The organism is Paraburkholderia sp. USG1, assembly GCF_031570135.1.
In the GTDB taxonomy this organism is placed as follows: domain Bacteria; phylum Pseudomonadota; class Gammaproteobacteria; order Burkholderiales; family Burkholderiaceae; genus Paraburkholderia; species Paraburkholderia dioscoreae.
In genome coordinates this window covers 37,804-62,594 of sequence record NZ_JAMWXW010000038.1, presented here as the reverse complement: position 1 = coordinate 62,594, position 24,791 = coordinate 37,804, and the positions used below count along the sequence as shown (strand labels likewise).

The 24,791-nt window shown below is 64.9% G+C and carries 19 protein-coding genes and 1 riboswitch; of the genes, 12 read left to right on the top strand and 7 right to left on the bottom strand.

All coding sequences use genetic code 11. From position 1 onward, the window contains the following. Window positions 1-9 precede the first annotated feature (9 nt). Window positions 10-2,409 (top strand): hypothetical protein, encoded by a 2,400-nt coding sequence (locus tag NE850_RS34520; RefSeq protein WP_007177452.1) that lies wholly within the window; start codon window positions 10-12, stop codon window positions 2,407-2,409. A 107-nt stretch (window positions 2,410-2,516) separates the two neighbouring features. On the opposite strand, the gene NE850_RS34515 is transcribed toward NE850_RS34520, so the two are convergent. Further along, window positions 2,517-4,469, bottom strand: a complete 1,953-nt coding sequence (locus NE850_RS34515; protein WP_007177451.1) for an AI-2E family transporter — start codon at window positions 4,467-4,469, stop codon at window positions 2,517-2,519. Window positions 4,470-4,606: 137 nt separating this feature from the next. Then, window positions 4,607-5,896 (bottom strand): DUF445 domain-containing protein, encoded by a 1,290-nt coding sequence (locus tag NE850_RS34510; RefSeq protein WP_165188487.1) that lies wholly within the window; start codon window positions 5,894-5,896, stop codon window positions 4,607-4,609. Window positions 5,897-6,107: 211 nt separating this feature from the next. On the opposite strand from NE850_RS34510, the gene NE850_RS34505 reads away from it, so the two are divergent. From NE850_RS34505 to NE850_RS34480, 6 genes are all read left to right on the top strand, one after another. After that, entirely contained in the window at window positions 6,108-7,250 is a 1,143-nt protein-coding gene (locus tag NE850_RS34505) for a DNA repair exonuclease (protein ID WP_007177449.1), read from the top strand. After that, window positions 7,247-9,871: an AAA family ATPase gene (locus NE850_RS34500; protein WP_310699990.1), complete on the top strand. Its 2,625-nt coding sequence runs from the start codon at window positions 7,247-7,249 to the stop codon at window positions 9,869-9,871. Before NE850_RS34505 ends, NE850_RS34500 begins: the two co-directional genes overlap by 4 nt. Before the next feature lie 276 nt (window positions 9,872-10,147). Further along, complete coding sequence (locus NE850_RS34495; RefSeq protein ID WP_007177447.1) at window positions 10,148-10,624, top strand: type VI secretion system tube protein Hcp; 477 nt, start codon at window positions 10,148-10,150, stop codon at window positions 10,622-10,624. Between the two features lie 19 nt (window positions 10,625-10,643). Then, window positions 10,644-11,126 carry a DUF2778 domain-containing protein gene (locus NE850_RS34490; RefSeq protein ID WP_007177446.1) on the top strand — a complete coding sequence of 161 codons (483 nt, stop codon included), beginning with the start codon at window positions 10,644-10,646 and terminating at the stop codon, window positions 11,124-11,126. Next, a complete protein-coding gene (locus NE850_RS34485; RefSeq protein WP_007177445.1) occupies window positions 11,123-11,740 on the top strand; it encodes a hypothetical protein in 618 nt (205 codons plus the stop codon). The genes NE850_RS34490 and NE850_RS34485 overlap by 4 nt, the downstream gene beginning before the upstream one ends. Before the next feature lie 25 nt (window positions 11,741-11,765). After that, complete coding sequence (locus NE850_RS34480; protein WP_007177444.1) at window positions 11,766-12,377, top strand: hypothetical protein; 612 nt, start codon at window positions 11,766-11,768, stop codon at window positions 12,375-12,377. A gap of 11 nt (window positions 12,378-12,388) precedes the next feature. Here NE850_RS34480 and cobJ read toward each other — a convergent pair whose 3' ends face one another. Genes cobJ through cobG form a run of 4 tightly spaced genes read right to left on the bottom strand, consistent with a single transcriptional unit; the run spans window position 12,389 to window position 16,981 of the window. After that, the gene (gene cobJ, locus NE850_RS34475) at window positions 12,389-14,152 is read right to left on the bottom strand and encodes a precorrin-3B C(17)-methyltransferase (protein ID WP_310699994.1); all 1,764 of its coding nucleotides are present in this window, start codon (window positions 14,150-14,152) and stop codon (window positions 12,389-12,391) included. Further along, window positions 14,149-14,880 carry a precorrin-2 C(20)-methyltransferase gene (locus tag NE850_RS34470; protein WP_165188481.1) on the bottom strand — a complete coding sequence of 244 codons (732 nt, stop codon included), beginning with the start codon at window positions 14,878-14,880 and terminating at the stop codon, window positions 14,149-14,151. The genes cobJ and NE850_RS34470 overlap by 4 nt, the downstream gene beginning before the upstream one ends. Next, window positions 14,881-15,507 (bottom strand): precorrin-8X methylmutase, encoded by a 627-nt coding sequence (locus NE850_RS34465; RefSeq protein WP_007177441.1) that lies wholly within the window; start codon window positions 15,505-15,507, stop codon window positions 14,881-14,883. It lies immediately after the preceding gene. Beyond that, window positions 15,500-16,981: a precorrin-3B synthase gene (gene cobG, locus NE850_RS34460; protein ID WP_405044913.1), complete on the bottom strand. Its 1,482-nt coding sequence runs from the start codon at window positions 16,979-16,981 to the stop codon at window positions 15,500-15,502. The genes NE850_RS34465 and cobG overlap by 8 nt, the downstream gene beginning before the upstream one ends. 52 nt (window positions 16,982-17,033) lie before the next feature. Then, window positions 17,034-17,213: riboswitch (cobalamin riboswitch) on the bottom strand. 84 nt (window positions 17,214-17,297) lie between these two features. On the opposite strand from cobG, the gene cbiE reads away from it, so the two are divergent. From cbiE to cobM, 4 genes are read left to right on the top strand one after another with little or no spacing between them, the layout of a single operon-like run. After that, window positions 17,298-18,623 (top strand): precorrin-6y C5,15-methyltransferase (decarboxylating) subunit CbiE, encoded by a 1,326-nt coding sequence (gene cbiE, locus NE850_RS34455; protein WP_310699988.1) that lies wholly within the window; start codon window positions 17,298-17,300, stop codon window positions 18,621-18,623. Then, window positions 18,623-19,729: a cobalt-precorrin-5B (C(1))-methyltransferase gene (locus tag NE850_RS34450; protein ID WP_007177438.1), complete on the top strand. Its 1,107-nt coding sequence runs from the start codon at window positions 18,623-18,625 to the stop codon at window positions 19,727-19,729. The genes cbiE and NE850_RS34450 overlap by 1 nt, the downstream gene beginning before the upstream one ends. Window positions 19,730-19,731: 2 nt before the next feature. Next, window positions 19,732-20,454 (top strand): cobalt-precorrin-6A reductase, encoded by a 723-nt coding sequence (locus NE850_RS34445; RefSeq protein WP_310699993.1) that lies wholly within the window; start codon window positions 19,732-19,734, stop codon window positions 20,452-20,454. A 58-nt stretch (window positions 20,455-20,512) separates the two neighbouring features. Beyond that, window positions 20,513-21,238 carry a precorrin-4 C(11)-methyltransferase gene (cobM, locus tag NE850_RS34440; protein ID WP_007177436.1) on the top strand — a complete coding sequence of 242 codons (726 nt, stop codon included), beginning with the start codon at window positions 20,513-20,515 and terminating at the stop codon, window positions 21,236-21,238. Window positions 21,239-21,344: 106 nt separating this feature from the next. Here cobM and metE read toward each other — a convergent pair whose 3' ends face one another. Continuing rightward, window positions 21,345-23,639 (bottom strand): 5-methyltetrahydropteroyltriglutamate--homocysteine S-methyltransferase, encoded by a 2,295-nt coding sequence (metE, locus tag NE850_RS34435; RefSeq protein ID WP_310699987.1) that lies wholly within the window; start codon window positions 23,637-23,639, stop codon window positions 21,345-21,347. A 135-nt stretch (window positions 23,640-23,774) separates the two neighbouring features. On the opposite strand from metE, the gene NE850_RS34430 reads away from it, so the two are divergent. Next, window positions 23,775-24,707 carry a LysR family transcriptional regulator gene (locus tag NE850_RS34430; RefSeq protein WP_007177434.1) on the top strand — a complete coding sequence of 311 codons (933 nt, stop codon included), beginning with the start codon at window positions 23,775-23,777 and terminating at the stop codon, window positions 24,705-24,707. Window positions 24,708-24,791: the final 84 nt, after the last annotated feature.

The following is a 24,791-nucleotide window of genomic DNA, read 5'->3' as shown; positions in this document are numbered from 1 at the left end:
AATGAAGCGATGTCCAGAATAAGTAAAAACCTGACCATGCTGTTTGCTACAACCTGCCTCGCCTGCTGGGGCATGCATGTAGAGGCGGCGAATCCTCCCCGCGCGGCAGCGCCGTCGGTTTGGCCTCGCAGTTTCGATGCCGACAGGCAGCACGTCGAACTTTATCAGCCGCAGATCGAGACATGGGAAGGCAACCGCATAGCGGGCCGTGCCGCGGTAGCCGTTGGCGCAAGCGACGGCACGCCGACCTACGGCGTGGCGCACTTCTCGGCGACCGTCGAGATCGACAAGGTGTCGGGACTCGCGCAACTCACTCATATCGAGATCGCGAGCGTGGATGTGCCGACCAACCCGGGCGTCGCGGATCAGACCAGGCAGGTGTTGCTGGCGCATTTGCCGTCGGCCGGACTGACCACGTCGCTGGACGAACTGCAGACGAGCTACGCTGCGTCGAAGCAACTCGCGGCCACGCAGCGCATGGCCGTCCAGAACGAGGCTCCGCGAATCGTCTTCGCGACGAGGGCGACGGTGCTGGTCCTCGTGGACGGTGCGCCGGTCTGGCGGCCGGTGAACGGGACGGGCTATCAACGGGCGCTGAACAGCCGGGCGTTGCTGCTGCAGGACGGGAGCGGCACGCTGTATCTGCATGCTGCGGGTTACTGGTATTCGGCCGCGTCGGCCGGCGGTCAATGGGGCGTGCGGACGGCGCCGCCGCAAGCCCTGCTGGCGGCGGCGCAACGTGCCGAGGCGAGCGGCAAGGCCGATCCTCTGTTGCCGGCCAATGGCCAGCGCCCGGCGCGAGCGCCGGTCGTGCTGATCGCCACGGAGCCGACGGAACTGATTGTGACCGACGGCCAGATGAAACTGACGCCGGTCGAGGGCGTCAGTCTGCTGACCGTCGCCAATAGCGACCATGCTGTCTTCGTGGACCCGGCCACGAATCAGTACTACGTGCTGCTCTCCGGGCGATGGTTCCGCGCCGCTTCGGAAGGCGGGCCCTGGCAGTATGTTTCAGGCAGCGAACTCCCCGCGGATTTCGCGAGGATTTCGCCGCACGACCCCAGGGCCAACGTCCTGGTCTCGATCCCGGGCACGCCGCAGGCGAGGGAGGCCGCCATCGCGGCCACCATTGCGCAGACGGCCACGGTCTCGCGCGCGAGCGCCACGCTGAGCGTTGCATACGACGGCGCACCGCGCTTCACGCCGATCGCAGGCACGGCGCTGAGTTATGCGGTCAATACCGGCACACCGGTGATCGCGGTGGACTCCACACACTATTACGCCGTGTCGAGCGGCATCTGGTTCACCGCGGCGGCGCCCGATGGCACATGGCGTGTGGCGACCGAAGTGCCCAGCGCGATCTACGCGATTCCGGCCAGTTCACCTCTGCATTACGTGGTGTACGTGCGTATCTACTCGGTGACGCCGGAAACCGTGGTCGTGGGTTATACGCCGGGTTACATGGGCGTCGTGGTGAATGCCGAGGGTACCGTGGTCTACGGCACAGGCTATGTCTATCCGCCGTACGTCGGCGCGGTCTACTACGGTTATCCGCCGACCTACGGTTACGACGCGGGCTTTGCCCTCAACGCGGCAGCGGGGTTCGCCTTCGGCTTCGCGGCGGGGGCGATCTGGGGCGCTGCCGAGCCGTACTGGGGCCCATACTGGGGCGGCGGTGGATGGAACAACGTCAACGTGAACCAGGCGAATTTCTATGGACGCTGGGGACAAGGCACCGTGACGCACGCCTCGGGCTGGAACCCGTGGACCGGTACGCAAGGGCGCGGCTCGGCGGCGGCCGGCTACAACCCGGCGACCGGGGCGCGCTTCCAGGGCAGTCGGGGCGCCGCGTTCAATCCCTACTCGGGGAACTACGCGGCCGGGCGGCAGGGTTCGTTTGCAAATCCGTCGACGGGGCGGGAAGGCGCGGCGCGCGGCGGCATTGCCGGCAACCAGTACAACGGCAACTTCGCGGGCGGGCGCCAGGTGGCCGGGTATAACGCGCAGACAGGCCGGGCAGGCGCGGCCGAGTTCGGCGTGGCCGGCAACACGCAAACGGGCCAGTACACGAGCGCCGGCAAGGGCATCGTGACCAATCAGTCGAAAGGCAATGCCGTGGCATGGAACAACGGCGACGTCTATGCCGGCCACGACGGCAACGTCTATCAGCATACCCAGGGCGGCGGTTGGCAACAGCACACCGCCAACGGCTGGCAATCAGTCCAGCCGAAAGCGGACGTGAGCGGCGATCTGGAACAGCAACGCGAGGCGCGCGATGTCGGCCAGCAAAGGTTCGATCACTCGGCGAATCAATGGGGCGACGGCAGAGGGTCGCCAGGAGCGGGACGTTTCGGCGGCGAGGGGGGCTTTGCCGGCGGCGGCATGCGGCGAGGAGGATTTCGCCGCTAATCGTCCTTGAGACCCGATTATCTTCGCCGGTTCGCGAGAAAGGCTGGGCGGGCACATGTACCCACCTACGAACCTGTCTCGTCGCGCGACTCGTTGCAGAGGCGCGCTCAGTCGGCTCCGCCCACATGCGAAGGCTGGCGCGCATGCTGCACACTCGAAGCCGCGAGGCACTCCTCGATCATTGCGCGGAAGGTCGGGGCCGCATGCGAGGCACCGGTTGCGCCCATCTCCGGGCCGCCTTCCGGCGCGCCGCCCACGCCGACCACGAGCGTCGCTCGCGGTCGCCATTCCCGCGTACGCCGCAGCATGTTGCGTAGATACGGCGGCGAATCGGGCGCGTCGAGCGAGACGATGCAGATGATCGACGCGTCCTTGAAACCCGGTTCATCGGCGCGCGCGCTCCGGTAGCCCGAGTGCGTGGCCATCATCGGCGCGAGACCCTGGCGACCGAGCAGTTGCACGGCAATCGCGGTCGTGACTTCGTCGAACGAACCGCGTCCGGGCACGCATAGCACGGACGTTTTTTCGGCGGCGTCGCGCAGACGTGGGTGGGCCGAAATATGGCTGTCGTGCCGCTCGGAAAGATCGGCCGAGGCGGAGGCCAACAGCGCGCTCGCGGAGTCGGCGGGGTCGATGCGCGACAGGCGGTCCGGCAAGCCGTCCGCGATCTCCAGGTTTTCGACAATGTCCACCAGCGCGTCGTTGATACGCTGCAACTGATCGGGCATCAGCACGCCGCGCATGGCATCGTTGCGGGCGAGCTTGAGGCCTTCGAGGGCGACCTTGTCGTAGTAGTCGACCAGCGACATCTCGCGCAGCAGCCGCTCCGCCTGCACGATCGCCTCATGCGGATCGTCCGCGAGCAACCGCTGATAGAAGGTCTGCGCGGGTGTGAGAGCCGGCTGATCGCCGAGCAGCACGGTCAGAAAGTTCAGCCGGTCGGCGTAGCGCCCGAGCGTGACCACGCACAACGTGAGCGGCGTGGACAGAACGAGGCCGATCGGCCCCCACAGCCAGCTCCAGAAAATCGCCGCGACCACTACCGCGAGCGGCGACAGGCCAGAACGGTGGCCGTACAGCAGCGGCTCGGCGATCTGCCCGGCCACCAGGTCGACCACGATGAACAGGATCAGCGTATAGACCGCCATCGTCCATTGCGGCTGGATCGCGGCGGCAAGAAAGACCGCGAGAATCGCGGCGATCCAGATGCCGATATACGGTACGAAGCGCAGCAAGGCGGCAATCACGCCGAACAGCAGCGCACCGGGCACGCCGATGATGGCTAGCCCGATCGCGATCACGCCGCCCGCGCTGAGATTCACGCCCAACTGCGCGACGAAGTAGCGGCTCAGACGCACGGCGGCGTCGTTGATCGCGGTCGTGGTGCGGTGAAGATCGCGCGAACCGAACAGGCTGATCAAGCGGTCGCGCAAATCCTCGCGCTGCAGCAGGATGAAAATCGTCACGACCAGCACGATAAAGGTCGTTTCGATCGGCGCAATGGCCGGCGACAACGCACGCTGCGCAAGCTGCAACGGCGTGGGCGAGGGCTCGTGCACTTCGACCGGCTGCGGCACGGCGGGCGCGTTGCGCGCCGCGCGTCCGGTGGGGCGCGGCGGGTTCGGTCTGGAAGGCGCCACGCGTTGCAGGGCGACGGCGGCGCGGCTCATCAGCGAATCGGCGCGGCCAACGGTCTTTTCCTGAACCGTTTCGATCTTCTGTTCGATCGCCACCTGGTACTGCGGCAGGTCGCCCGCGAGCTGCACCAATTGCGCGCCGATCAGCGCGCCGACCGCGAGCAGGCTCGCCAGCGCGAACAGCACCGCAATGAAGATGGACGGCAATTGCCCCATATGCAAACGCCGCAACATCTGCACGAGCGGCGCGAGCAGGAAGCTGAGCAGCACCGATAGCGTAATCGGGATCAACACCGCGCGGCCGAAGTACAGCGCGCACACCACCACCACGCCGGTAATGACCGACGCGAGGCCATGCAGACTGGGCGTACCCGGCGGGTAAACGCGGTTCGGCCGCCCATGCGGCGGTAACGATATTTTCATGAGCACACGTTCCGAATGAGAAGCGCTGTCGTTCTTATGCTGGCCGCTCGCGAACAGGGAGAGGTTGTCCGGGCAATGCGCTTGAGCAAGTCGTATGCCCGGATTGTAGGCGCTTTGATGGAGGGCGGGGCTATCGCTTATCCCATGTATCCCATGTGCAGCCGCAGCAACTCGAACACCTGCGAACTCGCGTACAGCAGCAGGCCGATAAAGCCGCCGACAATCGTCCCGTTGATGCGAATGTATTGCAGATCCTTACCGATGTTCAGCTCGATCTGCCGTGACATTTCGCGCGAGTCCCAGTTCTTGACGGTGTCGCTGATATGCCGCGTGAGGAACTGCGCAAAGTCCGGCGCCAGCGCGCGCGCCGCTTCTTCGAGATGGTCGTTGAGCGACTGGCGCAAGGCCGGATCGTTCGCGAGTTCGCGGCCGACCCATTCGCCCATCGCCATCACGCGCGCATGCAGGGCCGAGTCGCTGCTTTGCAGATCGCGTTTGAGCCACGCGCGCAATTCGCCCCACATGTCTTTCACATACGAACTGAGCGCCTCGCCTTCCACCAGATAGCGCTTCAGCTCGTCGCCTTTTTGCAGGAAGGCGGGATCGGTCTTGAGCTTGACGATCAGCTTGTGCGCGGCGTCGTCGAACTTCTGGCGAAGCTGATGCGTGGGGTTCTCGCTGACCTGTTCGAGCATGCGGTTCACCGCGTTGGCGAGCGCTTCGGCGCCTTTCTCGCCGAGCCATGCCGAAGGCAGAATTTTTTCCATCTTCGGATATTCGCTCTTCACCCAATCGACAATGCGCTCGGCGATAAACTCGCGCGCCTGCGGTTCGCGCAGCAGCGCGATGACCTGTTCGATGCCGGCGTCGAGCAGTTCCTGATGGCGGCCGTCTTTGGTGAGCGTGTCGAGAATCGCGCCCATCGATTGCGACAGATCCACCTTGGCCAGCACGTCGCGCAGCGCTCCCTTGATGAAGCTCTGAATGCGTACGTCGTCGGTCAATTCCAGAATGCCGCTGGTGAGCTTGACGACGTAATCGCCCAACCGCGCGGTGTTGGCCGGTTGCGTCAACCAGCCGGTGATGCTCTGCGCCGGGTTGTGTTTCTGGATCAGGCCGACCAGCGAAGGCACATCCAGAAACTTGTCCTGCACGAAAACCGCCAGGTTGTCGGCGATCTTGTGCTTGTTCCTCGGAATGATCGCAGTGTGCGCGGAAACGAGCGGGATCGGCACGCGGCGAAACAGGGCGGCCACGGCGAACCAGTCGGCCAGCGCGCCGACCATCGCGGCCTCGGCGATCGCCTTGATGCCGTCCACCCAGATGCCGCGCGGCATGAACGCGGTCACCACGAAAACGCAGGCGGCGGCCAGCAACAGCAGCAACGGCGTGCGCTTGGCCTTCTTCAGTTCGATTGCTTTGTTCATTGGCGGCGAGGCAGCGGGTCCAGGTCCAGGTCGATTGAAATGATGGGGCGCGCTCGACGCGCGTGCCGAAAACGCGAGTGTAGCGCCGCCCGCCGGGCCACGTGGCAACCGCCCGGGACTATCTTTGCCGCGCCGGCACGGTAACATCTGCGGTCAGACCGCGCGGGCTTGCCCGGCGAGGCAGATTGCAATTGAACGGAATGGAGGCACAGTGATCAGGTTTCTGCACACCGCGGACTGGCAGATAGGCACGCAGTTCGGCCAGTTCGAACCGGACGAGGCGGCGCATCTTGCCGAAGCGCGCTTCGAGACCGTGCGCCGGATCGCCGGAGAAGCCGCCGCGCGCAAGGTCGACGCCGTGCTCGTGGCCGGCGACGTATTCGATCTGCAAACCGTCTCGGACACGGTGATCCGCCGTCTGTTCGGTGCGCTGCAAGCCTTTACCGGGCCGTGGATCATGTTGCCGGGCAATCACGACGCGGCGCTCGTCGAGAGCGTCTGGACGCGTGCCCAGCGCCTGAACTGCATCGCGCCGAATGTGCGCGTGGTGCTCGAACCCGGCGTGGTGCTGCTCGACGCCTGCCGTTGCGCGCTGCTGTGCGCGCCGCTCACGCAACGCATCACGTATGACGACACCACGGGGTTCTTCGATACCACGGAGACGCCGGCCGGCTATCACCGCGTCGGACTCGCGCACGGCAGCGTGAGCGGGATTCTGCAGGAAGGCATCGACTCGTCGAATCCGATCGCGCCCACGCGTGCCGCGAGTGCGCGTCTGGACTATCTGGCGCTCGGCGACTGGCACGGCCATCTGCGCGTCGACGAGCGCACCTGGTACGCCGGCACGCACGAGCAGGACCGCTTCCGTGCCAACGATCCGGGCTTCATGCTCGACGTCACGCTGCAGGAGCCGGGCGCGGCGCCGGTGGTCGAGCCGGTGCGGGTCGGTCAATATCAATGGCATCGCTGGGACGAAACCATTTCCGTGCCGACCGATGTGGATTCGCTCAAAGCGCGTCTCGCCACCTTGGGTAGCCACGACGTGCTGCGCGTCACCGTCGGCGGTACGGCGGCGCTCGCCGACGCCGAAGCGATCCACGTCGCGGTGGAAGAAGCCCGCGCCCGCGTGCGGGCCTTGCGCGTTGACCTGAGCGGCCTGCAAGTGCTGCCCACCGCCGACGATCTCGCCGAACTCGGCGCGCAAAGCGGCTATCTCGCGAAAGTGGTGGCGCGTCTGCGCGGCTTGCAGGAAGACCCGCAGTCCGACCCGCGGGAGGTTAGGCGCGCGGCGGAGGCGTTGTTGCTTCTGGCGCGTTTTCAACGTGAACTGCCGCGCGAAGCGAGGTCCGCATGAAGCTGCAAAGTATCGCAATCCAGGAGTTCAAACAGTTCACCGGACGGCTCGTCATCGACGATCTGCAGCCCGGTCTCAATCTTTTCGTCGGTCCGAACGAGGCCGGCAAGAGCACCATTGCCGAAGCCGTGCGCGCCGTGTTTCTCGAACGCTACAAGGCTTCGCATCTGAAAGACCTGTTGCCGTGGGGCAAGGCGAGCGGCCAGCCGTCGGTCGAAGTGAGCTTCGATCTGGACGGCACGCCGTGCCGGCTGTCGAAGCAGTTCGTCACGCGCCAGCGCTGCGAGTTGAAGATCGGCCAGAGCGTATTCGGCGAAGATGAAGCCGAAGACAAGCTCGCTGCGTTGCTCGGTTTTTCGCGTGCCGCGCGTGGGCCGTTGAGGGCCGAGAACGCGGGCGTTCCCGGCTTGTTGTGGGTGCAGCAAGGCAGCACGCAGGAAATGCGCGATTCCACCGGCCACGCGGCGCAGTATTTGCGCGATGCGTTGACGCAACTTTCGGGCGGCAGCGAATCGGCTGGCGAAGATGCGCTGATCGCGGCCGTGCAGCGGGAGCTTCGGCAACTGCTCACCGCGCGCACGCAGAAGTCTACCGGGCCGCTTGCCGAAGCCGAACAGACGCTCGCGCGGCTGATCGAAGAGCGCGATGAACTGGAACAGCAGCGTCGGCAGTTCGAGGAGAACATTGCGCGTCTCGCCGCGCAGCAGGAAGCATTCGACGACACGCAGCGCAAGCGTCCCTGGGAGCTTCACGAGCAGAAGGCCTTGCAGGCGCAATTACGCGCCGATGCCGTCGTACAACTCGAGGGCAGCCTCAAAGGACTCGAACAAGCGCTGAAGGCGAGTGAAGCCGAACTGGCGCTGCCATTGCAGCAGGAGCAGAACGCGCTCGAACTGGAAGCGGCCGTCGCGCGCGAGCGGCAGCAACTCGGCGCGCTGCGGGCGAACGTCGCCGCGGTGCAGGCCGAGCACGCGCAGGCCGCGGCCAGTGTGGCGCAATTCGAGCAGGCTTTCGCCGATGCCAACCGCGCGCTGGAACTGGCCAACGCGGCCGTGACCGCAGCCGATCTGCGCAGTCAGATTGGGCTCTATCGCGCCGAGAGCGAGCGGCTCGAAGCGTCGATCGCAGCCGCCAGCAAAGCGAACGACGCCGTGCTCGAAGCCGCGCGCGAGGCGGCCACGCTCGAAATCGACGAGGCGAAACTGAAACGGCTTGCCGCGCTCGGCGGCGAGCTGACTGTGCTGCGCGCGCGCACCGAAGCCGCGATGACGCGCATCGAATACCGCCTGAACGGCGCGATTACCGTCGACGATGAAACGGTGAGCGGTGAGGGCGTGCTGCGTCTGGATGGCGAGAAGCGGATCGGCCTCGGCACGCTCGGCGAATTGCGGGTGGTGCCGGGCGTCTCCGATCTGCCGGCGCGGCTGTCCGAACTCGCGTCGCTCGAAGCCCGGTATGCGCAGTTGTTGCAGGCGCTCGGCGTGGCGTCGCTCGGCGAGGGCGAGTCGAGGCACGAGCAGTGGAAGGCGCTGGTCGCCCAGCAGAAAAGCCAGGCGAAGATTCTCGAAGTGCATGCGCCGCAGGGCATCGAGGCGTTGCGCGCGGCGTCGGCCACGGCGGCGGCGCGCATGCAGGCGGCCAATGAGCGGCTCGCGGGTCTGCCCGACGTATCCACTGCCGCGCCGCTCGACGAAGCGCGTCGCAACGCGGAGATCGCGCGCGATGCGTTGGAGGCTGCGCGAAAAGTATTGACGCAGGCGGCCGATAAAAAATCCACCGGCATGGCGAATGAGGAAGCGCTCGCGGCTCAGTTGCAGCGCAAGGAAGCGCAATTGAGCGACGAAGCATTCTGCCGGAACCGCGCGCTGTGGCAGACGAAAATCGTCGAGCAACGCGTGCAGGTCGAGGCGTTGCGCAAACAGCGCGAAGGACGCGAGCGCGAACTGGAAGCGGCCCGCCTCGACGATCCGGCGGCCGAGGCGAAGCGCTATCGCGCGTCCGCGGAACTCGCGCGCAGCGAGCAGAACGAGCGGCAGGTGCGGATCGCGGGATTGCGCAGTCAACTGGAGACGGTCGGCGCGTCGGGGCTCGGCGAGCGTCTCGCGGCGCTCGAAGCCAGGGTCGAGCAGGCCACGCGGCGCAAGGACGAACTCAGCTTGCGTGCGAGCGCACTGAGCCTGCTCGACGAAGTGCTGGTCGACGAACGCGACGCCGCGGTGGCGCAGTTGCGCGCGCCTTTGACCGAACGGCTCGGCCATTATCTGAAGCGGATTTTCCCGCAGTCGACAATCGCGCTCGGCGACGATTTGAGTCCCGCTACGCTGGATCGCTATGGCCGCGCGGACACGCTCGACGCACTGAGCTTCGGCACGCGCGAACAACTCGGCATCCTGACGCGGCTTGCGTACGCGGATCTGCTGAAGGCGTCGGGCCGGCCGACCTTGCTCATGCTCGACGACGCGGCCGTGCATACCGATGCCGCGCGGCGCGATGCGATCAAGCGCGCATTGATCGATGCGGCCACGCGGCATCAGATCCTGGTGTTCACTTGCCACCCGGAACTGTGGGACGACCTCGGCGTGAGGCAGCGGGCGATCGAGGATCTGAAGGTGGCGGCTTAGGCGCCGGGCCGCGTGAGCGCACTGTCAGGGAGGCATGAGCCAGAGGCCGCATGAATCGAATTCCGACATGCGGCCGATGAATCAACGCAATTTCACGCGAATTTGCAGAAATATCGCATCTCCAAGGATCGATATTTCCCCGAGACTAGCAATTCGAGTCTTCGCCGCGGTCATGGCCTTCTATCGAAAGTAGTTCACTCTGCTTGTATCGAATGCCTGTGCATGCCCCGCGTGACGACCATCTGAACAGAGTCGCAAACGTCACGGGGCCGGTTGATGGCGCAGGATACTTTTATCAAGATTGGCGGTATCGACGGCGAGTCGCAGGACGCTTTGCACCTGAACGAAATCGATGTAATCGGTTGGCGCTGGAAAGTGTCGCAGCAATCAGCCATGATGTCGGGTTCCGGTGGCGGGGCGGGCAAGGCTACGGTTTCGGATCTGGAATTCACGCATCAGTTGGATCGTGCCAGTCCGAATCTGATCAGATATTGCTTCACGGGCAAGCATATCGACCAGGTGAAGCTGACCGTGCGCAAAGCCGGGGGACTGCCATTCGAATACCTGAAGATCACGATGTACGACGTGGTCATTACTCAGGTCGAGCCGATCGGGGGCGGCGAGGTGTGCCACGAAGAGGTGTGTCTTTCTTTTTCGACGATGAAGCAAGAGTACTTCGTGCAGAACGCGCTGGGGGGAAGCGGCGGTGCGGTGACCGCCACGCTGTATATCAAGAACAACACTACAAATTGACAGGGCAGGGGCAGAGGAAATGCCGGTCAAGTGTACTTTTGTTCTTAATAGGGAGGTCACCTCTTTTTTCATTTGCGACGGAACGGTGTCGGTCGCTGCGTTTTCTGGAACCGATCGGGGCCGGGATAATCCCGATGATACGGCTGTCGAAAATGTTGGGCCGATCCCGAAAGGGACCTATTATCTTGTCGATCGTCAGTCAGGCGGTTACATGGGTTTGATATACGACTGGTGGAATGCACAAGGCGTTAGCTCTACCGACCGTCGAAAGTGGTTCATGCTCTGGAATCCTGCAACGGGGGATACGACCAACATCAATGGCATCAAGCGCGGTAACTTCCGGCTGCATCCAGTCGGGCGCATTGGGCTGAGTCACGGATGTATCACGGTTGCGAATCCTAAAGAATTCGAACTACTTGAGAAATACATTCGTTCGCGAGGACAGACCTTACCCGTACCGGGGTCAACTTTGCGAGCCTATGGAACCGTTGACGTGAAATGAACAAGCGCCTGGTCATCAGCATTTCGACCTACACCGCTTTGATAGTGATATCCGTGATTGCTGGTTTGCGGACCACGTATCTTGTCGACATGCTCCCAATGGAAATGCCGGAGAGCGTGGAAGCATTTATCCGATTCTGGCTGTCATGCACCGGCACTGAATATCTGGGAAATCCCGACGATATGGAAGTGCTTGCGTTACTACTCTATTGGGCGGTCGCCACATTGCTGATTGCGGTGGCATTAATTGGATTCAAACGGTGGCTGCCTGGTTATCTCGTTGCCAGAAAAAGTGGTGAAGCGATACCCAGGATGCCTTTGCCCGTAACGCTCGTAGCATCTTTATTTGCGCTTCTCTTCATTAGCAATATTGGTTGGCAACTGGCGAGCCCGCTTACGAGATACCCACTTCATATACCGGGTCCAGTCAAGGCAGTAGTCAGATTCTACCTATCAGCTACAGGTCGAGGCGCCCGTTCAGATCTCGATGAGAATCTGATCTTGTACGTCATGGACCTTTATTGGGCGATCGCTACCCTGTGCATCGGCGTACCTGTCGTTCTTTGCTGTCTGGCGATACGTCGGTTTATGCGCAGAAAAATCAATCAGCCTTGAGAGGCGATGGAACCGTTGATGTGAAATGAACAAGCGCCTGATCATCAGCATCTCGATTTACACCGCTTTGATAGTGGTATCGGCGATTGAAGGTTGGCGCTCGACGTATCTTATCGACATGCTCCCAATGGGAATGCCAGAGAACGTGGAAGCCTTTATCCGATTCTGGCTATCCTGCACCGGTACTGAATATCTGGACAATCCTGACGATATGGCAGTGCTTGCGTTGCTGCTCCACTGGTTGATCGTCACCCTGATTTTTGCGCTCGCACTGCTTGGATTCAAACGGTGGCTGTCCCGCTATCTCAGCGCAAGGACAACCGGTGAACCGAGTCCCAGGTTACCTGTGTTGGTAACGCTTGTTATGTCGTTACTTGCATTTGTCGTCAGTTGTGATCTTGGCTGGTACCTTTCGCTTCTGTTCGCGAGATATACAGTCGATATCCCCATGCCTGTCAAAGCCGTCATCGGATCCTATCGATCAGTGACAGACCAAGGCAGTGGATCAGGTCCCGATGACGATATGACGTATTTCGCTATCGAACTTTATTGGGTCATAACAACGCTGTTTGTCGCCACGCTTATCTTTTTGACCTGCGTCGTCGTGTGCAGATCGCTGCGGAAGAAAACCTCGTAACCCACACCCACTCACTCATACCACCGCGGCGTATAAACCCACTCACCCCCTTCATCCCCATTGCCGAACCGCCGCGTCGTGGACGACCCCACGATCACCATCGTGCGCATATCCACATCGGACGAGCGCAATTCGCCCAGCGTGATCGTCCGCAGCGTGTTGCCGGGCCGGCCAATGTCCCGGCCCAGCACCACCTGCGTCTGCGCACCCCGATATTCCCGCACAATGTCCAGCGCTTTATCCAGTTGCCAGGGTCGCGCGCGCGAAATCGGGTTATAGAACGCCATCACCAGGTCCGCTTCGGCCGCATGCCTAAGGCGCTTTTCGATGATCGCCCAAGGCTTCAGATTGTCGGATAGCGACAGCATGCAGAAATCATGACCCAACGGCGCACCCGCTTGCGCCGCCGTCGCCATCGCCGCCGATACGCCGGGCACGATTTCCAGTTCAACCGCTGCCCAGTCCGTGTTCTGCGATGCCTCTAACACTTCGAGCACCGCCGCCGCCATCGCGAAAACGCCGGGATCGCCTGAGGACACCATCACCACGGCGCGTCCTTCGCTCGCCAGTTCGAACGCGTGCCGCGCGCGCTGCAGTTCCTCGCGATTGTCCGTGCCATGCACGCGCTGGTCGGCGCGCAACGGGCCGGCCATTTTCACGTAGGTGTCGTAGCCGAGGATATCGGTGGCGAGGTTCAGCGCCGTGCGCGCGGCAGGCACCATCAGATCGGCGCTGCCGGGGCCGAGGCCGATCACGGTCAGACGTCCGCGCGCACGGCCGATCGTGTCCGGATCGACGGCGAGCGGTGCCAATGCCAGCGCGACGCCAGCCGTCGCATCGTTATGCAGCGTCTCGTATGGAATGCGCAGCGCGGCATGCAGCAGATCAGCCGGCGGTTCGCCATCTTCGGGACGCGTCGGCGCGAAGCGCAGCGGCACTTTCAGATTCGCGGCGGCTTCGGCAAGCGCCGGATCGGCCATGTGTTCAGAGGAAGCGAGCAATGCCGCGAGCGAAAGCGGCGCGAGGCCATGCGCGTCCAGTGCGTCGCGTACGCGGGCCACAATCTGCGCACCAGCACCAGCACCAGCACCAGCACCAGCACCAGCACCAGCACCAGCACCAGCACCAGCACCAGCACCCGTCACCGCTGCCACCACGCTGCGTGGATGAATCACCAGCTCATCCTCGCGTCCGTCCCACACACGCGGCGTCACGCGAATCGCCAGACGCGCCGACGCGGAGCGCGGCAGTTGCGCGCCGTCGAGCCACGGCGCTTCGCCTTCGACACGCGTGCTTTCGCCAGCCAGCAGATCCGACACGAAGCGTTTGCCTTGCCCGATATCGGCGAGCGTATAACCGTCGGGCGGATTGAGCACGCAGGTGCCGAAACGCAATTCGCCGCTCGTCGTGATGGCGGGCGGCACGGCCAGCATTGCGGCAATCTCTCGCGCCATCACGTTGACACCGGCAAGACCGCCGAGCAGCGGCACGACTGCGCTGCCGTCTTCGGCGACGGCCAGCACCGGCGGCTCGACGCCCTTGTTCGACAACGACGGCGCGACACAGCGAATCACGATGCCCGTCGCGCACAACGCGACGATCGGCGTGCCGCGCGCATACAGCTCCCGCAAATGCGCGCCGAGTTCGCGGTACGGCGCATCGGCCTCAACGCGTCCCTGCAACGCATGCACCTGGCTATCCGCATACAGCGCCTGAATGCGACGCGCCGTCGCCAACGCGCCCGCGCCAAGAATTACGATCGCGGGCGCGGTCATCCTTGCCATTTTTGCCCCGGCACGACAAGCAACGAAAAATACGGCGACGCCATCGGATCCACATCAGCGAGCGGCACGATGCGCTGATTGCCCATCGTCGCGCGTTCGACATAGAGCGCGCGGTCCGCGAGGCCGAGCTCGCCCAGCACGCGCCGCACCTTGTCGAAGTTGCGGCCGAGCTTCATCACGACGGCGGCGTCGGCATCGGCCAGGCGCCGGCGCAATTCGTCTTCGGGCAGGACGCCCGAGAGCACCGACAAACTCTGATTGCGATACACGAGCGGCGAACCGAGCACCGCGGCGCCGCCGAGCATCGCGCACACGCCGGGCACGACTTCGCTCTCGTAGCGCGCCGCAAGCCGGTCGTGCAGATACATGTACGAACCGTAGAAGAACGGATCGCCTTCGCAGATCACGGCGACGTCGCGGCCCGCGTCGAGGTGAGCGGCGACGACTTCCGCCGCAGTGTCGTAGAAATCGGCGATGATCGCTTCGTATGAAAGCGGCGGTTCGAGCGCTTCAGTGGTGACGGGATAGACGAGCGGCAGATGCTGCTGCGCGTCGTGCAAATGCGCCTCGATAATGCTGAACGCGTTGCCTTTCTTGCCCTTCGCGACGAAGTACGCGACGACCGCTGCCGACTTCAGCAAACGCAGCGCTTTCAGCGTGATGAGTTCCGGATCGCCGGGGCCGACGCCGAGTCCGAACAAACGTCCTTGCGCCGTCATTTATTCGACCTCCGTTGCGAGCGCGTTCACGGCGGCCGCCGCCATCGCGCTGCCGCCGCGCCGGCCATGTACCACCACGTAGGGCACGCCGCGGCTATCTTCGGCAAGCATGGCTTTCGATTCGGCGGCGCCGACAAAGCCCACGGGAAAGCCGAGTATCAACGCCGGCTTGGGCGCACCGGCGTCCAGCATATCGAGGAGATGAAACAGTGCGGTCGGCGCATTGCCGATCACGACGACGCTGCCCGCCAGATGCGGCCGCCACAATTCGAGCGCGGCCGCGGAGCGCGTATTGCCGAGTTCGCGCGCGAGCGACGGCACGTCCCGATGCGCGAGCGTGCAGATGACTTCGTTGTTCGCCGGCAGCCGGGCACGCGTGATGCCCTGCGCGACCATGCCGGCATCGCATAGGATCGGCGCACCTTGCGCGAGCGCCGAGCGGCCGGCCGCGCCCGCGCCTTCGGAGAACCGCAGATCGTCGACCACATCGACCATGCCGCACGCGTGGATCACGCGCACCGCGAGTTTTTCGAGGTCGGCGGGAATGCGCGACAGGTCGGCTTCCGCGCGGATCGTCGCGAAAGATTGGCGATAGATCTCCTGACCGTCGCGAATGTAATCAAGCATTGGTGTTACTCCGGACCAGGCGGTCGAGCATGTCGGCAGCCTGGTCGATCGTCAGTTGGCGCGCGACGCATTCGCCGAAGCCGGGCCGGCGGTCGTGTCGATCGCGTCGATAAAGGTCGTAGAGGCCGGGCGCCGCGGCCAGCAGCGTGTACGGCGCGCAATGGGCGGCGGCGCACGAACGCGCGCAGCCGCTCAGATGCACGTCGACGCCGGCCGGCAGGCGTCGGGCGAGGCGCAGCGCGTCGGTCTTGGTGTCGGCGAGGCTTTTCGCGCAGCCGCTCGATCCCGCGCACGCGATCAGACGGGTGATGGCTTGCGCGGAATCGCAGGCGAGATCGAGCGCGTTCAGGCTGGACAGCACAGGCGGGACGGCGTGCGTTGCGATATCGGGCAGCAGCACGCTTTGCCACGGTGTGACGCGCAGCGTGCCGTCGCCGTGCTGCTGCGAAAGCGCGGCGAGGGCGTGCAGGGTGTCGGCGTCGAGGCGGCCTGAAGCGGGTTGGCCGCCTACGTGCCAGGTTCCCGGTTGACGTTGAGCGTGAGCGCCGAGGCGCAGGCCGGCGTCGGCTGGCGTGCTGCGATGCCAGTTGGCTGGCGACACGTTTCGCGTCAGCGGGAAATCGACATACTGTTGAGCGTGATGCAATAGGGTGTCGGCGGAATGCAGGGTTAGCAGATGACGCATGCGTGTGGCGTCCGCTGCGGCGAGGTCGAGGAACGTGAGCAGCAGTGCGCGTACCAGAGCCGGAGCTTGCGAGGGGAGTATCGCGGCTAACGGGCCTGTGCCGTTTGCGTGGGACTCTGCCGTCGTGATGCACTCGCTTTGCGTTGGCGAGCCGGCAAACGCAGCCGCACTCGCACTCGCAGGCGGACAACCTGCCAGGCCGAATACGAAGCGCACGCCGTCCGCTTCTCGCGACGCCGCCAGCCAGAGATCGTGCGGATGATCTACTCTCGCGAGCCGTTCGCCGCCGTCCAGCAGCAGTGCGAATTTCGGCGATAGCGCCGCGAAACGCGCTTCGCTTTGCAGCATCGCGAGTAGAGCGGCGCACAGCGGGCGGGTGTCGAGCAGGGCGGACGGATCGCGTCCGGCGGCAGGGCTGATCATCACGTTGCGCACGTCGTCGGCTGCGATCGACGTCGGCCCGAGACCGGCACCGACGAGCGCCGCGATCAACGCCGCTTCCTCGCCACGCTTCACCCCGCGCACCTGCACATTCGCACGATTGGTCAGCTCGATCACCCCGGCCGCATGCCGTGCGCTGGCCTCGGCGATTGCCCGCGCCTGCGCCGTGCTCAACTCACCGCCGGGCAGTTTGATGCGGCAAATCCCGCCGTCGCGCGCGGCGACGATGCGCAGCAGCCCCGGACACGCCGAAGGCCGCGGCGTTGGGGCCGCGTCGGACAAAACGGTGGAGGGCGTTGCTTGATTCAAGACGGACACCGGTTTAGCGTCGCGCGACGGCCCGAGCATGCCGTGAGGCGGGCATGGCTGCGGCATCGGTACACCCCGCCCGATGTAGGCTGGCACGAACAGTCTCGCCGGCAGGTCTCCTGGCTGGCAGGTCATGGTCCGCTGCGGCCTTCCCGGTCGAACCAGTGGCGTGAAGCGCAGGCGGACTCGCTGCATACAGTTGCGGGGGCAGCCACAGTGGCACTGTGTTCCCTCTTCGGCCCCGAAGGGCACCGGCGGCTGTATTATGCCTTTTTTCGAACAGCACAACGAGGCTGGGCGCTTTGATCGGCGCGGCACAGCGCATTATTTGAAGACACAGAATGAGGATGGATGCATGCCGGCCTGGCTGACGGTGGTGGGCATTGGCGACGACGGCTTCGCCGGCTTGGGGCGGCGCGCGCGGCGTGCTTTGCTGGAAGCATCGGTGGTGTACGGTGGCGAACGCCATCTGGCGATGTTGCCCGCGCGGCTCGCCGCGCGCCGTGCCGCGTGGCCGCGTCCGTTCGATCTTGCGCCTTTGCTGGCCGAGCGCAACGGCGCGGTGTGCGTGCTGGCGAGCGGCGACCCGATGCTGTTCGGCGTGGGCGCGACGCTCGCGCGGCAATTGCCGGCGGGAGAGTTGCGGGTGCTGCCCGCGCCGTCGTCGTTGTCGCTGGCGGCCGCGCGCCTCGGCTGGCCGTTGCAGGACGTCGCGACGGTGTCGCTGGTGGGCCGCCCGTTGCCCACGCTGAACGCGCATCTGCACGACGGCGCGCGCGTGTTCGTGTTGAGCGCGGACGGGCACACGCCCGCGGCGCTCGCGGAATTGCTGAACGCACGCGGATTCGGAGCGACCCGCATGAGCGTGCTGGAACATCTGGGCGGCGAGTTGGAGCGGCGCATCGACGGCCGCGCGGATCAGTGGTCGGCGGGTGAGGTGGCCGCGCTGAATCTGGTCGCCCTCGATTGCCGCGCCACCGAAGGCGCGCCACGTTTGCCGCTGACCTGCGGTTTGCCCGACGACGCCTTTCGCCACGACGGCCAGCTGACCAAACGCGATGTGCGCGCGATCACGCTTGCGCGCCTCGCGCCGGCGCCCGGCGAACTGCTGTGGGACGTGGGCGCGGGCAGCGGCTCGATCGGCATCGAGTGGATGCGCGCGCATCCGACTTGCCGCGCGATCGCTATTGAAGGACACGCCGAGCGTCAGCGTTTCATCGAACACAATCGCGATGCGTTGGGTGTGCCGGGTCTGCAACTGGTCGCGGGCCGCGCGCCGGCTGCGCTGCAGGGGTTGCCGGTGCCGGATGCGGTGTTCATCGGCGGCGGCGCGACGGTGCCGGGCGTGCTGGAGGTGTGCTGGGCAAGTCTGCGCGAGGGCGGGCGACTGGTTGCCAACGCGGTCACGCTGCAAGGCGAAGCGGCGCTGGCCGCATGGCGCGAGCGGCACGGCGGTACGTTGACGCGGATCGCGCTCGCCGATGCACAACCGCTCGGCGGTTTCGACACGTGGCGGCAGGCGTTGCCGATCACGCTGCTGGATGTGACGAAGCCGGCCGAAGACTCGGCCGCGCATGTTGCTGGAGCCCTTGACGGCACGAACGGCACGAACGGCACGAGTGTCACGGCTGCCGCGCGTGTCACGAACCCCGCCGTTGCCGACTCACCGCACGAACCCTGATGCGCGAAGAAACGCCCGAACAACCCGCGCCGCTGCGTAGCGGCTACACGACCGGCAGTTGCGCCACCGCGACGTCGTTGGCGGCGGCGCGTCTGTTGCTCACGGGGGTGGCCAGCGAAGTCGCGGAGATCGTGTTGCCCAAGGGCCAGCATGTGCCGATGCGCCTGGTCTTCTGCCGCCTGGTCGACAACGACAACGGCAGCAATAGCAGCGCCGAAGCCGGCACCATCAAGGACGCCGGCGACGATCCCGACGTCACGCACGGCGCGGTGGTATTCGCCCGCGTGCGCCTCGTCGCCGTGCCGGGTGTGACGTTTCGCGCGGGGCCGGGCGTCGGCACGGTGACACGCGCGGGACTCACGCTGCCGGTTGGCGAACCGGCGATCAACCCGGTACCGCGCCGAATGATGACCGAACACCTCGCCGAACTCGCGGCCGAGCATGCGTATGGCGGCGGATTCGAAGTGACGATCGGCGTGGAAGGCGGCGAAGCGCTCGCGCTGAAAACCATGAACCCGCGCCTCGGCATTCTCGGCGGCCTGTCGATTCTCGGCACCACCGGCATCGTGCGGCCGTTCTCGTGCTCGGCGTATATCGCGTCGATCCATCAGGGTATCGACGTCGCGCGCGCGAACGGCTACACGCATCTGGCCGCCTGCACCGGCAACGCCAGTGAAGACGCAATGCGTGCGCATTACGGCCTGCCGGATATCGCGCTGATCGAAATGGGCGACTTCGTCGGTGCGGTGCTCAAGCATATGAAGCGCGCGCCGGTCGAGCGTCTGAGCATATGCGGCGGCTTCGGCAAACTCAGCAAGCTGGCGGCGGGGCATCTCGACCTGCACAGCCGCAATTCGAGCATCGATCTCGAACAGCTCGCGCAATGGGCGGCCGGATACGGCGCCGACACCGCGCTTCAGGCGGCGATCCGCGCGGCCAATACGAGTCAGCAGGCGGTTGCGTTGGCGCGTGCGCAACAGGTGCCCCTCGGCGATATCGTCTGCCGGCATGCGCTGGCGGTGGCGCGCGCTATCGTGCCGCCACAGGTGAACGTGGAAATGTTCGCGATCGACCGCCAAGGCTTGCTGATCGGAGCCGCGCAATGAAAATGAAGCGGATTCTGCTGCTCGGCGGCACCGGCGACGCATTGCGGATTGCGCGGCAGCTCGGCGCTGAGCACGTGTACAGTCTCGCCGGCCTCGGCAAGGTGCCGGACGATCTGGCGTGCTCGGTGCGCGTGGGGGGCTTTGGCGGCAGCGAGGGCATGGCGCGCTACATCGAAGGAGAAGACATTGGACTCGTGCTCGATGCGACGCATCCGTATGCCGCGCAAATCAGCGCGAATGCGGCGCAAGCGAGCCGCGCGGCGCGTGTGCCGTATTGGGCGCTGCGCCGCCCGGCCTGGCAGCCGCAAGACGGCGACGATTGGCGCATGGTCGGCGACTGGACCGAGCTCACGGATGCGCTTGCGCCGTTCAGAAAGCCGCTTTTCACGCTCGGCCGCGAACCGCTCGCGCATCTCGACGAGATTCCGCCGCATCAGTTCTGGACCGTGCGTTGTCTCGATGCACACGAAGACACGCCGCGTGCACGGATTCTCGCGGCGCGCGGGCCGTTCACGCTCGAAGGCGAGCGCGCGCTGTTCGCCTTGCAAGCCTTCGACGTGGTGGTCAGTAAAAACAGCGGCGGCAACGCGACCGAAGCAAAACTCGAAGTCGCGCGTGAACGCGGTTTGCCGGTCGTGATGCTGCGCCGTCCTGAGCTGCTGGCGGCAGATCGGGAATTCGAACGTGTCGCCGACCTGCTCGAAGCGCTGCAAGCGGCAGATTGAGCGTGCGCCCGAATCGCGTGCGCGTGCTATGCCGTCCCAACGAATCATGGAGTATTAAATGACGGTGTTTTTTATCGGCGCCGGTCCTGGCGATCCGGAACTGATCACGGTGAAAGGGCAGCGCCTCGTGCGCAGTTGCCCGGTGATCCTGTACGCGGGTTCCCTCGTGCCGGCCGCGGTGCTCGAAGGTCATGCGGCCGCGCAAGTGGTGAATACCGCCGAGCTCGATCTCGATCAGATCATCGCGTTGCTCGAGGCCGCGCACGTCAAAGGGCAGGACGTGGCGCGCGTGCATTCCGGCGATCCGTCCTTGTATGGCGCGATCGGCGAACAGATCCGCAGACTGCGCGAGCTGAAGATTCCCTACGAGATCGTGCCGGGCGTTACCGCCACTGCGGCCTGCGCGGCGGCGCTGGGTTGCGAACTCACGCTGCCCGATATCTCGCAGACGCTGATTCTCACGCGCTTCGCGAGCAAGACCAGCATGCCCGAAGGCGAACAGCTCGCCGACCTCGCGCGTCATCGCGCGACGATGGCGATTCACCTCGGCGTGCGGCATCTTGCGCGCATTGTCGATGAATTGCGGCCGCATTACGGCGGCGTCTGTCCGATCGCGGTGATCTATCGCGCGAGCTGGCCGGACGAGGAGAAGATTACCGGCACGCTCGACGATATCGTCAGCAAGGTGCAGTCCAGTTCCATCGAGCGGACCGCGCTGATTCTGGTCGGGCAGGTGCTCGCCGCCGAAGGTTTCGCGGATTCGACGCTGTACGCGAAAGACTGAACCTGCACGCGGCGCAAAGCCCATGCGCGTGGCGCCACGCCGACGCCACGCCAACGCCACGCCACGCGCAAATGGATTTTCAACGCCGGCTCAATGGCCCATCACATCACGCAGTCACTTCAGCCGGCTGCCTCGCCGCCAGCTTCGCGCGCAATGCTCTCGCGGCCCGCACCATGTTCGCGAGCGCTGCCTCCGTTTCCGGCCAGCCGCGCGTCTTCAACCCGCAATCCGGATTGACCCACAGGCGCTCGGCCGGAATCACTTCGCACGCGCGTTCCAGCAGACGTTGCATCGCGTCCGCGTCCGGCACGCGCGGCGAGTGGATATCGTAGACACCCGGGCCGATTTCGTTCGGATACGCGAAGGCGCCGAAGCCGTCGAGCAGTTCCATCGCCGAGCGCGAGGTCTCGATGGTGATCACGTCGGCATCCATCGCAGCGATCGACGGCAGAATGTCGTTGAACTCCGAATAACACATGTGCGTATGAATCTGCGTTTGATCGGCGACGCCCGCTGCCGAAATGCGGAACGCGCGCGTGGCCCATTCCAGATACGCGGGCCAGTCCGCGCGACGCAGCGGCAAGCCTTCGCGGAAAGCCGGTTCGTCGATCTGGATGATGCGAATGCCGGCCTTTTCCAGATCCACGACCTCGTCGCGGATCGCGAGCGCGAGTTGCAGCGCGGTGGTGGCGCGCGGCTGGTCGTCGCGCACGAACGACCATTGCAGCATCGTCACCGGCCCGGTCAGCATGCCTTTCATCAGACGCTGCGTGAGCGATTGCGCGTAACGCGTGGTCTCGACCGTCATCGGTTCGGGACGGTAGACATCGCCGTAGATGATCGGCGGTTTTACGCAACGCGAGCCGTAGCTCTGCACCCAGCCGTTTTCCGTGAACGCATAGCCCCACAACTGTTCGCCGAAATATTCGACCATGTCGTTGCGTTCGGCTTCGCCATGTACCAGCACGTCGAGCCCCAGCTCTTCCTGTTTGCGCACGGCGATTTCGATCTCGGCGCGCATGCGCTGCAGATAGTCGAGCGCGCGCAGTTCGCCACGTTTGTAGGCGGCGCGCGCCTGGCGGATCGCCGCCGTTTGCGGGAACGAACCGATCGTGGTGGTCGGCAGGAGCGGCAGGCCGAGCGCTTCGCGCTGCAGACGGTTGCGTTCGGCAAACGGGCTTTGCCGTTCCGCCATCGCGCTGCTTACCGCGGCCACGCGTTTTTGCACGAGCGCGTTGACCACCGCGCTGGAGTGGCGGCGTACTTCGAGCGCGCGGTCGGCGGCAGCGAGCGCCGGTTCGGCCGCGACGGGATCGCGCAAGGCGAGGGCGAGCGTGGCGACTTCAGCGAGTTTTTCGGTGGCGAACGCGAGCCAGGATTTCAGATCGGCGTCGAGTTTTTTCTCCGCGTCGAGCGAGACCGGAACATGCAGCAGCGAGCACGACGGCGCGATCCACAAGCGCTCGCCGAATTCGGCCTGCAAGCTCTGCAACGATTCGACGATCCCGCCGAGATCCGCGCGCCAGATATTGCGGCCGTCGATCACGCCGGCCGACAGCACCGCGTGCGCAGGCAACGCCGCGCGCCATGCGTCGAGCTGTTGCGGGGCGCGCACGAGGTCGAGATGCACACCGGCAACGGGCAGCGCGGCCACACGCGGCGCGTGTTCCGCTGCGCTTTCGAAGTACGTGGCGAGCAGCACCTTCACGCCCGACATGCCGAGCACGTCATACGCGGCGGAAAAAGCTTCGAGCCATTGCGCAGGCAGATCGACGCACAAAGCCGGCTCGTCGAGCTGCACCCATTCGATGCCGCGCTGCTTGAGCTTGTCCAGCAGACGGCTGTAGCGGATCACGAGATTCGGCAGCAACGACAAACGGTCGAAGCCGGCGACATGGCTCTTGGACAGCCACAGGTAAGTGATCGGCCCGATCAGCACCGGCTTGACCGGCAGATTCAGCGCGAGCGCTTCGTCGATCTCCTCGAACAGCCACTCGACGCCGCCGTCGAAACTCGTCTGCGGTCCCAGTTCGGGGACGAGGTAGTGGTAGTTGGTGTCGAACCATTTGGTCATTTCCATTGCCGGCTGCGCCGCGTTGCCACGCGCGAGTTCGTAGTACCGGGCGAGCGTCAGCGTCTTCGGTTCGAAGCCGAAACGCTGCGGCAATGCGCCGAGCAGCGCGCTCAGATTGAGCATCTGGTCGTAGTAGGCGAAATCGCCGACGGTGACGAAATCCAGCCCGGCGTCCTGCTGCAATTGCCAATGGCGGGCGCGCAATTCGCGCGCGACGCCACGCAGATGCTGCTCATCGGATTCGCCGCGCCAGAACGATTCCTGCGCGAATTTCAGTTCGCGCTGCGCGCCGATGCGTGGAAAGCCGGGAATGTGCGTGCGGGCCATGTGAAGTCCTGTTGTGCGTTGTATGAATTGGCGCCCAGTGTGGAAGTCGCGCTATGATTCATCAAGCGACATGTTTTCACCAATGTATGAGCCAGATTCATATTCACACTTGTGCGTTCAACGCGAGGCCATTCCATGCTTGAGCTTCGCCACTTGCGTTCGCTGATCGCCATTGCCGATTCGGGCAAGCTGGTGGCCGCCGCCGAGCGCGTGCATCTGAGCCAGTCCGCGCTGTCGCACCAGATTCGCGACATCGAGGCGCACTACGAGGTGTCGCTCTTCGAGCGCACCAGACAGGGTCTGCGCTTCACGGCCGCCGGCGAGCGGCTGCTGGCGCTCGGCCGCGAGACGATCGCGGCGGTGAGCGCGGCGGAGCGCGATCTCGTGCGGCTGAAGGGCGACACGCGCGGTGAGTTGCGCATCGTGCTGGAATGCCACACCTGCTTCGACTGGCTGATGCCGGTCATGGACGAGTTCCGCCGCCGCTGGCCGGAAGTCGAAGTGGATCTCGTCGCCGGTTTCCACGCGGACCCGCTGCGTTTGCTGAGCGACGGCAAGGCCGACGTGGTGATCGGCTCGAAACCGGCCAAGCGGCGCAACCTGCATATCGCGCCGCTGTTCCGCTTCGAGATTCTGGTGGTGATGGCCAACGAGCACCGGCTGCGCAACAAGCGCCGCGTGGCGGCGGACGATCTGCGCGACGAGACGCTGATCACCTATCCGGTGCCCGAGGCGCGCATCGATCTGATCCGCGAGGTGCTGGAGCCGGCCGGCATCAAACTCGAACGGCGCACGGCGGAACTGACCATCGCCGTCATGCAACTGGTGGCGAGTCGCCGCGGAATCGCGGCGCTGCCGAACTGGGGCGTGAAGAACTACGTCGATCACGATTACGTGCTGGCCAAACGGGTCGGCACGCAGGGGCTATGGAGCGAGTTGTACGCAGTGGCCGCGAAAGGTTTCGCGAGCCGGCCTTATTTCGACGATTTCGTCACGATCGTGCGCGATACCTGTGCGGCGCAACTGGACGGCATAGAGTTGCTGACGGCGCAAGGCGAGGCGGGCTGACGACTGCCTGCCCGCTTCGGCGCCGGGTCACGCATCCGATCCGGACGGGAATGCGCTGGAGCCGTGAGCCGCCGTGCCCGCCGT